This window comes from Streptomyces caniferus, from assembly GCF_009811555.1.
In the GTDB taxonomy this organism is placed as follows: domain Bacteria; phylum Actinomycetota; class Actinomycetes; order Streptomycetales; family Streptomycetaceae; genus Streptomyces; species Streptomyces caniferus.
The window spans coordinates 2,795,456-2,807,390 of record NZ_BLIN01000005.1 but is presented as its reverse complement, the minus strand read 5'-3'; the positions used below and the strand labels follow the sequence as shown (position 1 = coordinate 2,807,390).

Below are 11,935 nucleotides of genomic sequence, written 5' to 3'. Positions count from 1 at the left end.
CGGAATCCCCCGTGGAACCGCTCTTGACGTATGGGACGGACGGCGGCCCGGCCGCAACCGTGCCCGACCTTTCTGCCGCCTCAGCAGCGATCACCCTGGAGGTCGCCCCCGTGCAGACCCAGACCCTCGCCGACGCGCCGCCCGCCGCAGAGCCGGTCACGGAAGCGGAACCAGAAGCGGAATCGGAAGCCGAACCGGCTCCGGAGTCGCTCACCGTGCCGCAGCAGGCCGACCCGCCCGCCGCCGAAATGATCGTCGAGGAGATCATCCCGGAGCCGGCGCGGCGCCCCGAGACGGGCAGTCCGTCCTCCGATCTCTTCCGCCAGTACCTCCGCGAGATCGGTCGGATCCCGCTGCTCACCGCAGCCGAGGAGGTCGAGCTCGCCCGCCGCGTCGAGGCCGGGCTCTTCGCCGAGGAGAAACTCACCAACACCCCCGACCTCTCCTCCCAACTCGCCTTCGATCTGGACAAGTTGGTGGTGCTGGGCCGGATGGCCAAGCGCCGCCTGATCGAGGCCAATCTGCGCCTGGTGGTCTCCGTCGCCAAGCGCTACGTCGGCCGCGGCCTGACCATGCTCGACCTCGTCCAGGAGGGGAACCTCGGACTGATCCGGGCCGTCGAGAAGTTCGACTACGCCCGCGGCTACAAGTTCTCCACCTACGCCACCTGGTGGATCCGCCAGGCCATGTCCCGGGCCCTCGCCGACCAGGCCCGGACCATCCGCGTCCCGGTCCACGTCGTCGAACTGATCAACCGCGTCGTCCGGGTCCAGCGCCGGATGCTCCAGGAACGCGGCTACGAACCGACGCCCGAGGAGGTCGCGGCCCATCTCGACCTGACCGGGGAACGCGTCAGCGAGGTGCTGCGGCTGGCCCAGGAGCCGGTCTCGCTGCACGCCCCCGTCGGCGAGGAGGAGGACGTCGCCCTCGGCGACCTCATCGAGGACGGTGACGCGGCCTCACCCGTCGAGTCCGCCGCGTTCCTGCTGCTGCGCGAACACCTCGACGCGGTCCTGTCGACCCTCGGCGAACGCGAACGCAAGGTCGTCCAGCTCCGCTACGGCCTCGCCGACGGCCGCCCCCGCACCCTGGAGGAGATCGGCCGGATCTTCGGCGTCACCCGCGAACGGATACGGCAGATCGAGTCCAAGACCCTCAACAAGCTCCGCGACCACGCCTTCGCGGACCAGCTCCGCGGCTACCTCGACTGAGACGGGCCGGACCGCCGGGCCTCCGGGTCTACGGCTTCCGGGCCCCTGGGCCGCAGGACGTACGGGCTGCCGGGCCGCACGGGATCCCGTGCCCGCGCGCCCTGGCAGCTCTCCCTCGTTCTCCCTCGCTCCGACCGCTACACCGACCGCTGGAACGCCCCGGGATGGGTCTCGTCGCGCACCGTCGTGTACTGCTGGCGCACGGCCTGCCCGACCGGCAGCTCCTCACCCGGCTCGAACACCTGGCTCGCGGCGGCCGGCCACTGCGGCGGATCGACCCATGCGGCCCCGCCGCCCGCGCCGGACTCCGCGCCCGCGGCCGGGGTGAGCGTGCCGTGCGCCACGCCCCACGCCCAGGCCGCCTGCCGCGCCGCACCCAGCGCCGCGTACTCGGCCGGCTGCGGCACCACGACCGGCACCCCGAACAGCCCTGGTGCCACCTCCTGCACGGCGCCCAGCTCCGCGGCCGCGCCCAGCAGGAACACCCGGCGCACCGCCACGCCCCGCCCGCGCAGCACATCCAGCGCATCCGCCAGCCCGCAGAGCATGCCCTCCACGGCCGCCCGCGCCATGTGCTCCGGCTTCATGCTCTCCCGGCGCATCCCGTGCAACGACCCGGCGGTGTGCGGCAGATGCGGTGTCCGCTCGCCCTCCAGATACGGCAGCAGCACCATGCCGTACGCACCGGGTGACGACTTCAGCGCCAGCTCGGACAGCCCTTCCAGGTCCGTCCCCAGCATCTCCGCCGCGCCGCGCAGCACCCGTACGGCATTACTGGTGTGCACCACCGGCAGATGCCGGCCGGTCGCGTCCGCGAACGAGGTGATCGTCCCGGTGGGGTCCGCCAGCGCCTCGTGATGGATCCCGAACACCGACCCCGAGGCGCCCAGCGACACCACGGCGTCGCCCTCGCCGACCCCGAGCCCGAAGGCCGCCGCCATCGTCTCGCCCGTACCGGCGGAGATCAGCAGCCCCTCCGGGGTGAACCCGGCCGTCCCCGACGGGCTCAGCACCTCCGGCAGCCGCACCTGATGGCCCAGCGCCAGCTCCACCAGATCCGGCCGGTAGGCCTCGGTCGCCGCCGACCAGAAGCCCGTCGCCGAGGCCCCGCCGCGGTCCGTCGTACGCCGCGCGGGCCGCCCCAGCAGCTGCCAGGCCAGCCAGTCGTGCGGCTGCATGATCTCCGCGATCCGGGCCGCGTGCGCCGGCTCCGTACGCGCCAGCCAGCGCATCTTCGTCACCGCATGGGTCGCCTGGGGCACCGCGCCGACGGCCTGCGCCCACGCGGCACGCCCGCCCAGCGAGTCGATCAGATCCGCGGCCGAGCTCTGCGCCCGCTTGTCGTTGCCCACCAGCGCGGGGCGCACGAGGTTGCCCTCGATGTCCAGCGGGACCAGACCGTGCGGCTGCGCGGAGACGCCGATCGCCTGCACCCCTTCGAGCAGCCCGCGGCCCGCCGCCTCGCCGAGTGACATCAGCCACGCCTGCGGGTCGACCTCGGGCCCCTTCTCGACAGGGTGCGGCGCGTACCCCTGCCTGATGACGGCACCTGTGTCGGCATCGCAGACGACGATCCGTGTGCTCTCGGACGAACTGTCCAATCCGGCGACTATCCCCATGCACCCAGATGATGCCCCATACGACGCATAGGAGCAGCCTCAGGGTTTGCCCCCAGGTGCGCCGGCTCAGGTATTGCTGGTGCCCCAGTCGTCCTCGCCGGGGGACCGCTGCTCACGCAGCGAACGGACCCGGTCGGTGACGGAGCCGGGCAGCCGGTCGCCGACCTTGGCCGACACCGTCCCGAACGCCTTCGACGCCGCCTCGCGCCCGGTCAGCGCGGCGGACTCCGCGGTGTTCCGGACCGCCGGATTCTGCGAGATCCGCTGGGCGGCCTTGCGGAGCTGCTCGTACCGTTCCCGACCGGCCCGTGCGCCGAGCACATACCCCGTGGCCAGTCCCGCGATGAACGTGAGCCGGTAGCGCATTGCTCCACCCTTCCTCTCGTCGGACCCCTCCGGCGCCGGTACGCGCCGGAGTGTCTGGCTGTGACGCGCGCCTACCCTCCGGGGCCGGAGATCACCCGAGGTGACCTGAGGCGATACCGATTGGCGGAGCACCCCCCTGCTTGCGCTAATGTATGTGTCGCAGCGAGCGCACGCCGTCCGGAGCCCCGGACTGCGGTGCATTCGAGGCACACAGAGCAATCCCCTGTAGCTCAATTGGCAGAGCAGCCGGCTGTTAACCGGCAGGTTACTGGTTCGAGTCCAGTCGGGGGAGCTCGGTCCCCTGTAGCTCAATTGGCAGAGCATTCGGCTGTTAACCGGAGGGTTACTGGTTCGAGTCCAGTCGGGGGAGCAGAGAGAAGAGGACCCCGGAAGGGGTCCTTTTTCTTGTGCCGTGGAACCGAACCCCCAGTGATCCAAGTCTTCTTGGGCGTGCGTGGTCGCGCGACGGCAGCCCTCACGGGCAACAGATCGTATGAGCGGCTATGCTGCGGCAGACGGCGCGCACAAATGTGCGCGACGCGCCGTGGGGGGCGGTAGCTCAGCCGGTTAGAGCAGCGGACTCATAATCCGTCGGCCGTGGGTTCGAGTCCCACCCGCCCCACCGCAGCACCCAGGGGGAAGCCCCTTTCTACCTGGGGAAACGTGAGAACGGGGGCCACCGCCACAGCGCGGTGGCCCCCGTTCAGCCGTTCGGACCAAGATCCAGGGGACATCCAGGGGACACGGGGTCAGATCCGGGGGAGAGCCGGCCTCATGCCGCCGTTCGACGCCGAGTTGAAGCACGGCGGGCAGATCTCCCTGGCGGGGGAGAGCCGGGCCGTTCGGCAGAGCACGGACCGCGAGGGTGGCGGCGAGGTGACGCAGGCCGTGAGGCGGACCGGTGGCAGGCCGGACAGCTCCACCAGGCGGGCGAAGCGTCGGGAGAGCCGGTCGGGGTGCACCTCCGCGCCGTTCTCGTGCGTCCACACCCGGCTGCTCTCGACGGAGACGTCGCCCTCCTGGCGCATCCGGTCCCGCTCACCCGGAAGCCGGCCAGGCTCACGGTTCCTGTCCGGCCTGTACCGGGTGACGCACCACCGGCAGACTGCCCTCTGATGCTGAAGACCCACCAGTCCCCTCCATGGCCCTCGGAACCGCAGACCATGACCAGCGCTGCCCGGTGGCTGCCGCACGGCCACCATCTCGACCCCCATACCCACGACCAGGGTCAGCTCGTCTACGCAGCCGCCGGGACGCTGGCCACCACGACCGAACGCGGAACCTGGGTCGCCCCGGCCCACCGCGTGACGTGGACGCCACCGGGCTTCGCCCACTCCCATCGCTTCTACGGCCGCACCGACGCCCGCGTCCTGACCGTCCCGGTCGACCTGTGCGGTGAACTCGTGGAACACCCCAGCGTGTTCGCCGTCAGCTCGCTGCTGCGCGAGGCCCTCCTGGCGCTGACCGGCGAGCGGCCAGAAGTCCGCCCCGGTGCTCACGGACGACTGCTCGCCGTGGTCGTCGACGAGCTCTGCGACACTCCCGAGCAGTCGCTGCACCTGCCCGAATCCAGCGACGACCGGCTGCGCACCGTCACCGGTCTTCTGCACGCCGATCCCGCGCGGCCTGCGACCCTGGCGGAGCTGGGGCGCGCTGCGGGAGCCAGCGAACGCACCCTGAGCCGTCTGTTCCACACCGAACTCGGCATGAGCTTCCACCAGTGGCGCACCACGCTGCGCATCCACCACGCCTTGGGCCACCTCACCAACGGCATGTCGGTCACCGATACGGCGATGGCATGCGGGTGGTCGAACCCCTCCAGCTTCATCGACGCCTTCCACTCGGTCGTCGGCCAGACCCCGGGCAGCTACCAGGCAGATCTGCGCACCAGCCCCGCGCTCCCCTAGCGGCAGGAGTCACCGACGGACGCGGGTCGTGGGCCGGAGTGCGTCAGGCTGGCGGGTTTGCGGTATCGGCTGTCCATTTACCGGTTGGGTGCCCCATGAGCCGGGTCGCACAGTGGTGGTCAGTACGCCCCACCATCTAGGCGGCACAGTCGCTCACGCTCAGGCGCGGTCGACCAGGCCGTCCGCGAGGAGCCTGAAAACACATGAGCACAACCGACAAGAAGGCAACCGTCGTCATCGTGGGAGGCGGGGTCGCCGGACTGACACTCGGCAACTTCCTTCTGCGTAAGGGCATTTCCTGCATCGTCCTGGAAAAGGGCAGTCGTGACTATGTGGAGCAGCGGCAGAGAGCCGGGGCTCTCGACGCCGGCGGGGTCCGCCGGCTGCACGAGTGGGGGCTGGCCGAGGTCGTCGAGGGGCACCGTCACGGTGACCTTGATGCGGGTATGACGCTGTTGCTCGAGGGCGAAAAGCGGCAGTGGAAGACGGGTGACGACTCGGAGGACGCCAACGGTGTGTTCTGCCCCCAGCAGATCCTCGTCCAGAACCTCATCAAGGTCTTCCTCCGCGACGGTGGCGATCTGCGCTTCGGAGCCGAGGACGTTTCCCTGCACGACATCGACACCGAGAACCCTCTGGTGCGCTACCGGGACGCCGCCGGCTCGACCAAGACTGTCAGCTGTGACTTCATCGCCGGCAGCGACGGCTTCCGTGGCGTCAGCCGGACGGCCGTCCCCGATGACATCCTCACCTGCTCCACCCACGAGTTCGGGTACGCCTGGCTCACCGCCATGGCCGAGGTGCCTGCGGACCCTCTGGCCATGCTGGCAGTGCACTCCCGCGGCTTCGCTGCACAGATCACTCGCGGCCCGAAGGCCAGTCGCCTCTACCTGCAGTGCCCGCTCACCGACACCCTCGAGCAATGGCCGGACGACCGCATCTGGAACGAACTGGACACTCGCTCAGGCGAGCCCGTCACCCCCAAGGGGCCGATCATCAGCAAGCAGGTCGTGCCGCTCCGCGGAGTGGTGTTCAGCCCGATGAGCTACGGCAGGCTCTACCTTCTGGGGGACGCGGCCCATCTCATCTCGCCGATGAGCGCACAGGGGATGAGTCTCGCCCTCCACGACGCCGACGTGTTCGCCCGCGCCCTCGTCCACCAGGTCGAGAACCACGATTCCCGTCTGCTCGACAGCTACTCCGACACCTGCCTGGACCACACATGGCGGCAGCAGGCAGCTGCGGTCTGGCTGACCGAGACCGTGCACGACTCCGGTGACTCCTCCTATGAGGGGGAGTTCCGCAAGCAGATCGCCAGGAAGAACCTGGAAAACATGCTGGGGCCGTCCGCGGCGAATCACCTGCCCACGTAATACGGAGAAGGGGTGATGCGGCTCGCTCGGGACCGGTCGACTGCGCGGGAAGGCACTCCGCCCCACGGGACGCCGCGCCGGCCGCGATCCCACCTTCTCCGCCGAGCCCCGGAGGCGGCCGCCGGGGCATTGTTTCGCCTGGTGGGCGGCCCAGGGGCGTTCCCCGCGCGATGGTCGTGGGCGCCGCACACGTCCGAGGGGCGGACCGCGGCGGCCGGGCGGGGCCGGTGGGGCCGGGTGTCGCTGGTTGGGCCTGTCGGGTTCGACGACGTGCCGTCTGTCGTGGGGCGTGGTCATCTGGTCGTCCAGGACCCGTCCGGCCGTCAGGAGTGCCGGGCGGGAAGGGCAGGTGATGATGATGGAGCTGTTTCCGCCGATCCCGTTTGCCGAATGGCGGGACACCAAAGAAACGCTTCATCGCTTTGCCCAGATTGTCGGGAAGATCCGTCTTGCTGCCAGTGCCCGGCGCAACCATTGGTGGAACGTGCCGTTCCATCTGACCGGGCGCGGCATCACCACCCGTCCGATGGGGCAGCTCGACGGCAACCCGCTCTTCACCATGGACTTCGACTTCGTCGGTCACCGCATGGTCGTCGCGACGCTGGACGGCCGGACGGTCTCCTTCCCGCTCATCGGCCGGTCGGTGGCGTCCTTCCATGACGCGGTCATGGAGTCGCTGGCCGTGCTGGGCGTCCGGGTGGAGCTGGCTGTTCCGCGGCCGTTCGACCTGCCCGACGCCGGCCGGCCGTTCGCCGAGGACACCGAGCATGCGACCTACGAGGCCGGGCACGCCTTCCGCTACTGGCAGGTGCTCAGCCAGGTGGCGTCGGTGCTGGAGGAGTTCGCCGCGGGCTATTCGGGGAAGGTCAGCCCGGTGCACCACTTCTGGCACACCTTCGACATCGCGCACACCCGGTTCTCCGACCGGCACATCGACCAGCCCGGGCAGGTCGACCCGGTGACCCGGGAGGCGTACTCCCGGGAGGTCATCAGCTTCGGCTTCTGGTTCGGCGACGACTCCTTCGCCGCGCCCGCGTTCTACTCCTATACCGCTCCGGAGCCCGCGGGGCTGGCGGAGGAGCCGCTCAAGCCCGCGGCGGCACAGTGGGCCGAGCGGGGCGGCAGCCATTTGGCGGTGCTGCCGTACGACGAGGCCCGCGCCGCGGCCGATCCCCGTGCGGCCGTGCTCGGCTTCTACGAGAGCGCGTACCAGGCCGGCGCCCGGCGCGCCGGGTGGGAGCGCGAACGGCTCGCCTGTCCGGGCGGGGTGACGGACCCGTATCTGCTGGCCGAGGCCGGGGGCGCGTCCGGAGGGCCCCGGGGATGACCGGTCGGAGAACGGCCGGAGGGCCGGTCAGATGACCGGTGGGCGGCCCAGCCTCGTCATGCGCCATACCGTGCGCCAGCGGATCGGCCGTCGCTGCCCGCACGGGGTCCGTACCCCCTCGGCGAACCCTGCGGCCCAGGCCCGCATGCCCGCGGCCGAGCGGCTGCGGACGGCCGTCAGTACTGCCCAGACGCCGAGGTAGAGCGGTACCAGGAGCGCGGGGAGGTTCCGCTTGGCCAGCCATACGCGGTTCCTGGCGACCATCCGGTGATAGACGGCGTGCCGGGTGGGCGAGGTGTACGGGTGCTGGAGCACCAGTTCCGGTACGTAGCGGATGTGCCAGCCGCGGTCCAGGGCCCGCCAGGCCAGGTCGGTTTCCTCGTGCGCGTAGAAGAACTCGTCGGGCCAGCCGCCGATTTCGTCCAGCATCGGGACGGACAGCGAGTGGCCGCCGCCGAGGAACGTGGTCACGAGACCGCCGCGCGCCGGGTCGCCGACGCGCAGGCGGGGGACGTGCCGGCGCTGGGTGCGGCCCAGCTCGTCGGCGACGCGGAAGCTCACGACGCCCAACTTCGGGTCGGCGGTGTGCAGTTCCGCCAGCCGGCTGAACACGTCCGGGCTGATCAGCAGGCCGTCGTCGTCCAGGTCGACCACCAGATCGAGGTCGCCGAGCTTGCGCAGCTCGTCCAGGGCGACGTTCCGGCCGCCGGAGATCCCCAGGTTGTCGCTCAGCTCGACGCCCACGGCGCCGTGCGGCAGCGGGGGGAGCGGCGAGCCGTTTCCGATGACCACGATGTGGGCCGGCGGGAGGTCCTGCTTGACGACCGAATCCAGCAGCGCCTGCAGTTCGGCGGGACGGTTTCCCATGGTCAAGATGGCGACGCCTACGCGCAGATGACGCACAGAAGAATGCTCCGTTCTTGGCGGTCCTTTCGCGATGCTAGCCCTCGGGGGAGGCGGTTGCGCGCCACGGCACCTCCGTGGCGACATCCCGGCCGGACGGTCGTGCGGGAGTCGTTTCCCGGCGTCCCGCGAGTCGCTCGGGGGCACGGGCGCGCTCGTCCGGGCCGGGCTTCGGAGGCCTCCGTACGGGGGCGGCCCGGGGCCGGAGGGGCAGGGGTGCGGGCCGGGGCCGGCCGGGAGGGCGCGCGCCGGCATGGTGCGCCGCCCCGTCGGGACGCGGTGGCCGGGCGCTCCGGTGCGGCGCACCATGGAAGGACCAGGGGGGATGCACGAATGCCCAGGGGGGTGGATGGAGGAAGCCCTCATGATGGAAGTCAAGACGGTCGACAAGCCGGATGAACGGCGCGACTTTCCCCGAGGCCACCTCGAAGCCCTGCACCTCACCGGACTGGACTTCGCCGTGGCCACCTTCGAGCCCGGCTGGCACTGGACGGAGTCGGTGGGGCCGATCGTCGGAACCGAGAGCTGCGAGGTACACCACAACTGCTACATGGTCCAGGGCCGGATGCGTCTCAGGATGAACGACGGCGCGGAGTCCGAGGTGGGCCCCGGCGACGTGTTCGTCTGTCCGCCCGGCCACGATGCCTGGGTGGTGGGGGACGAGCAGGTCATCCTGTACGACTTCGCGGGCGGCATGGCGACCGACTACGCCAAGGCGAAGAGCTAGGTGGTGGCGAGGGCGCGCTTCGGGGGGGCCGCGCGGGCGATGTTCCCCGGGGCGTGCCGGGAGGGGAAAGGCAGGGGGTGCGGGGGTGTGCTCGGGGCCGTGGTGGAGCCCGGTGGGCGCGGTGGGGATTCCCACGTCAATCGCTATGTCTAGGAACGCGATCGGTGGGCAGGGGTGCGGGACGGTCCGGCGTGCGGAATACGTCACGGGTTGTGCCTGTTACCGCAGCCGGAGACCGACTGGCAAGCGTCGACAGACCGGGAAGCAGGGAAACACGCATGAGCACCATCGAGCTCACCAAGGACAACTTCGACGAGATCGTCTCCGGCAACGATTTCGTCCTCATCGATTTCTGGGCCGAGTGGTGCGGTCCGTGCAAGCAGTTCGGCCCGGTCTTCGAGCGGTCGTCCGAGACGCACGACGACCTGGTCTTCGCCAAGGTCGACACGGAGGCGCAGCCCGAGCTCGCCCAGGCCCTCCAGATCCAGTCCATCCCGACCGTGATGATCGTCCGCGAGAACATCGCGGTCTTCGCCCAGCCGGGCGCGCTGCCCGAGGAAGCCCTGGAGGACGTCATCGGCCAGGCCCGCGCGCTGGACATGGACGAGGTCCGGGCGTCGGTCACCGAGGACCAGCAGAGCGAGCAGGCGCAGGCCGCCGAGCAGGGACAGCAGGCGCAGGGCTCGTGAGCGACCTCCTTCTGGTCCGGCACGGCGAGACCGAGTGGAGTCGGGACGGCAGGCACACCAGCTGGACCGATCTGCCGCTGACCGCCAACGGTGAGGAGCAGGCCCGCGCACTGCGGCCGCTGCTGTCGGACCGGAAGATCGGGCAGGTGTACGCCAGCCCGATGCAGCGGGCGCTGCGCACCGCCGAGCTGGCGGGCCTCGCCCGCCCACAGGTCGACGCCGAGCTGCGGGAATGGGACTACGGCGGCTACGAGGGCATCGCCACCGCCGAGATCCACCGCAGCCGGCCCGGCTGGTACCTGTTCTCCGACGGTGTCGCCGAGGGGCCCGAGGGGCATCCCGGGGAGTCACCGGAACAGGTCGGGGCACGTGCCGACCGGGTACTGGCGCGGCTCGCGGCAGAGCTCGAAGCCGACGAGGGGGACGTGGTGCTGGTGGCGCACGCCCACTTCCTGCGGGTGCTGGCCGCCCGCAGGCTCGGGCTGCCGCCCGGCGCCGGGGGGCTGTTCACGTTCGAGACCGGGGCGGTCGGCGTGCTGGGGAGCGAGCACGACCGTCCCGCTGTGGTCGCGTGGAACGCCCGGAGTCTGTAGCGCCCGGAGCCCTGCGCCCCGGGCCCGTAGCGGCCGGAGTCGACAAGTCGACGGGCGCGCTCGACGGTAGCCGGCGGCCGGCGGGTCCCGCTTCGTGGCGGGATGCCCGGCGTCCGCATGCCCGGCTTCGGCACGCCCGGCGCCCATGAAGTGCGCCCATGAAGCGGAGGCAGCCCGGCCGCCCCGTTACGGATCCATCGGGTCCAGATGCAGGGGCTGCACCTTGCCCTCGATCATGGCGCCGAGCCCCATGACGGCACAGGTGTCGGGGCGGTCCGCGGTGTGCACCGGCATCGCCGTGGCCTGGTGGATCATCGGCTCCAGTCCGGGGATCAGCGCACTGCCGCCCGCGAGCACGATGCCGCGCTCCCCCAGGTCCGCCACCAGATCCGGCGGGCAGCGCCGCAGCACGGACCCGATGGCGTCGAGGATCGCGGTCAGCGGGGTGGTGATGGCGTCCCGGACCCGTTCGGTGTCGACGTGGACGGAGCGCGCCATCCCGCTGACCACGTCCCGGCCGTGCACCTCGGTGGAGCCGGGGGTGAGGCCGTCGCCGCCGGAGAGGATCATCTGCAGCGGGCGTACCGCCTGGCCCGCGAGCATCAGCTCGTGGTGCAGCCGCAGATGCTGGATCACCGCGTGGTCGATGGCGTTGCCGCCCACCGGCACGGTCTCCGCCGCCACGATCGAACCGAGGGAGAGCACCGCGACCTGTGTGGTCCCCGCACCACACACCACGATCATGGTGGCCTCCGGCTGTTCCACCGGCAGCCCCGAGCCCACCGCGGCCGCGACCAGGGTGTCCACCAGCTCCACCCGCCGCGCCCCCAGCCCGGTGAGCGTCTCCACGGCCGCCCGCTGGGCCAGCGGTTCGCTGCCGTACGCGAGGCAGACCGCGGCCCGCGTCGTGGGGCGGCGCCGCCAGGTCTTGCGCAGCCTCTCGCCCACCAGGTTGCGCAGCAGCCGCTGAGCCATGTCGATGTCGACGATGGTGCCGTGGGAGACCGGGCGCACCACCCGGATGTAGTCGGGGGTGCGCCCGTCCATCACCTCGGCCTGGGCGCCCACGGCCAGCAGTGCCCCGGTACGGGTGTTGATGGCGGCGACGGTCGGTTCATCGACGACCAGCCCCTGGTTCTTCACGTACACCCTGGTCCGGGCCGCACCGAGGTCGACGGCGGCCGAGCACCGCCGCAATTGGGCGAGGCTGATGGTCATGG

At 71.1% G+C, this 11,935-nt stretch carries 12 protein-coding genes and 3 tRNA genes; 10 read left to right on the top strand and 5 right to left on the bottom strand.

The genetic code is table 11. From position 1 onward, the window contains the following. Positions 1-23: 23 nt before the first annotated feature. Positions 24-1,211, top strand: a complete 1,188-nt coding sequence (locus Scani_RS28905; RefSeq protein WP_246296200.1) for an RNA polymerase sigma factor — start codon at positions 24-26, stop codon at positions 1,209-1,211. Positions 1,212-1,348: 137 nt separating this feature from the next. Here the strand turns inward: Scani_RS28905 and Scani_RS28900 are convergent, their stop codons facing one another. Beyond that, a complete protein-coding gene (locus tag Scani_RS28900; protein ID WP_174872764.1) occupies positions 1,349-2,830 on the bottom strand; it encodes an FGGY family carbohydrate kinase in 1,482 nt (493 codons plus the stop codon). 66 nt (positions 2,831-2,896) lie between these two features. After that, positions 2,897-3,196, bottom strand: a complete 300-nt coding sequence (locus Scani_RS28895) for a YtxH domain-containing protein (protein ID WP_159480731.1) — start codon at positions 3,194-3,196, stop codon at positions 2,897-2,899. 219 nt (positions 3,197-3,415) lie between these two features. On the opposite strand from Scani_RS28895, the gene Scani_RS28890 reads away from it, so the two are divergent. From Scani_RS28890 to Scani_RS28880, 3 genes are all read left to right on the top strand, one after another. Next, positions 3,416-3,488 (top strand) — tRNA-Asn (locus Scani_RS28890). 5 nt (positions 3,489-3,493) lie between these two features. Further along, a tRNA-Asn gene (locus tag Scani_RS28885) sits at positions 3,494-3,566 on the top strand. A 178-nt stretch (positions 3,567-3,744) separates the two neighbouring features. Continuing rightward, positions 3,745-3,818, top strand: a tRNA-Ile gene (locus Scani_RS28880). 127 nt (positions 3,819-3,945) lie between these two features. On the opposite strand, the gene Scani_RS28875 is transcribed toward Scani_RS28880, so the two are convergent. Next, entirely contained in the window at positions 3,946-4,224 is a 279-nt protein-coding gene (locus Scani_RS28875; RefSeq protein WP_159480730.1) for a hypothetical protein, read from the bottom strand. Positions 4,225-4,359: 135 nt separating this feature from the next. Here Scani_RS28875 and Scani_RS28870 point away from each other — a divergent pair, with 135 nt between their 5' ends. The 3 genes from Scani_RS28870 to Scani_RS28860 all read left to right on the top strand — a co-directional run bounded on the left by Scani_RS28870 (position 4,360) and on the right by Scani_RS28860 (position 7,803). After that, on the top strand, positions 4,360-5,103 hold the full coding sequence (locus Scani_RS28870; protein WP_159480729.1) for a helix-turn-helix transcriptional regulator: 744 nt from the start codon (positions 4,360-4,362) through the stop codon (positions 5,101-5,103). Positions 5,104-5,306: 203 nt separating this feature from the next. Further along, positions 5,307-6,476 carry a 4-hydroxybenzoate 3-monooxygenase gene (locus Scani_RS28865; RefSeq protein WP_159480728.1) on the top strand — a complete coding sequence of 390 codons (1,170 nt, stop codon included), beginning with the start codon at positions 5,307-5,309 and terminating at the stop codon, positions 6,474-6,476. Between the two features lie 358 nt (positions 6,477-6,834). Then, the gene (locus Scani_RS28860; protein ID WP_159482434.1) at positions 6,835-7,803 is read left to right on the top strand and encodes a DUF5996 family protein; all 969 of its coding nucleotides are present in this window, start codon (positions 6,835-6,837) and stop codon (positions 7,801-7,803) included. A 27-nt stretch (positions 7,804-7,830) separates the two neighbouring features. Here the strand turns inward: Scani_RS28860 and Scani_RS28855 are convergent, their stop codons facing one another. Then, on the bottom strand, positions 7,831-8,706 hold the full coding sequence (locus tag Scani_RS28855) for a glycosyltransferase family 2 protein (RefSeq protein ID WP_159480727.1): 876 nt from the start codon (positions 8,704-8,706) through the stop codon (positions 7,831-7,833). Positions 8,707-9,070: 364 nt separating this feature from the next. On the opposite strand from Scani_RS28855, the gene Scani_RS28850 reads away from it, so the two are divergent. The 3 genes from Scani_RS28850 to Scani_RS28840 all read left to right on the top strand — a co-directional run bounded on the left by Scani_RS28850 (position 9,071) and on the right by Scani_RS28840 (position 10,715). Further along, positions 9,071-9,433, top strand: a complete 363-nt coding sequence (locus Scani_RS28850) for a cupin domain-containing protein (RefSeq protein ID WP_159480726.1) — start codon at positions 9,071-9,073, stop codon at positions 9,431-9,433. Positions 9,434-9,711: 278 nt separating this feature from the next. Then, on the top strand, positions 9,712-10,122 hold the full coding sequence (trxA, locus tag Scani_RS28845) for a thioredoxin (protein ID WP_159480725.1): 411 nt from the start codon (positions 9,712-9,714) through the stop codon (positions 10,120-10,122). After that, positions 10,119-10,715, top strand: a complete 597-nt coding sequence (locus Scani_RS28840) for a histidine phosphatase family protein (RefSeq protein WP_159480724.1) — start codon at positions 10,119-10,121, stop codon at positions 10,713-10,715. The genes trxA and Scani_RS28840 overlap by 4 nt, the downstream gene beginning before the upstream one ends. A gap of 186 nt (positions 10,716-10,901) precedes the next feature. Here Scani_RS28840 and Scani_RS28835 read toward each other — a convergent pair whose 3' ends face one another. Further along, complete coding sequence (locus Scani_RS28835) at positions 10,902-11,933, bottom strand: rod shape-determining protein (protein ID WP_159480723.1); 1,032 nt, start codon at positions 11,931-11,933, stop codon at positions 10,902-10,904. Between the last annotated feature and the right edge of the window lie 2 nt (positions 11,934-11,935).

Excerpts from the sequence above, each read along its gene's own strand:
- Scani_RS28900 (WP_174872764.1), bottom strand. The coding sequence starts at position 2,830 with ATGGGGATAGTCGCCGGATTGGACAGTTCGTCCGAGAGCACACGGATC.
- Scani_RS28895 (WP_159480731.1), bottom strand. The coding sequence starts at position 3,196 with ATGCGCTACCGGCTCACGTTCATCGCGGGACTGGCCACGGGGTATGTG.
- Scani_RS28875 (WP_159480730.1), bottom strand. The coding sequence starts at position 4,224 with ATGCGCCAGGAGGGCGACGTCTCCGTCGAGAGCAGCCGGGTGTGGACG.
- Scani_RS28870 (WP_159480729.1), top strand. The coding sequence starts at position 4,360 with ATGACCAGCGCTGCCCGGTGGCTGCCGCACGGCCACCATCTCGACCCC.
- Scani_RS28865 (WP_159480728.1), top strand. The coding sequence starts at position 5,307 with ATGAGCACAACCGACAAGAAGGCAACCGTCGTCATCGTGGGAGGCGGG.
- Scani_RS28860 (WP_159482434.1), top strand. The coding sequence starts at position 6,835 with ATGGAGCTGTTTCCGCCGATCCCGTTTGCCGAATGGCGGGACACCAAA.
- Scani_RS28850 (WP_159480726.1), top strand. The coding sequence starts at position 9,071 with ATGATGGAAGTCAAGACGGTCGACAAGCCGGATGAACGGCGCGACTTT.
- trxA (WP_159480725.1), top strand. The coding sequence starts at position 9,712 with ATGAGCACCATCGAGCTCACCAAGGACAACTTCGACGAGATCGTCTCC.
- Scani_RS28835 (WP_159480723.1), bottom strand. The coding sequence starts at position 11,933 with ATGACCATCAGCCTCGCCCAATTGCGGCGGTGCTCGGCCGCCGTCGAC.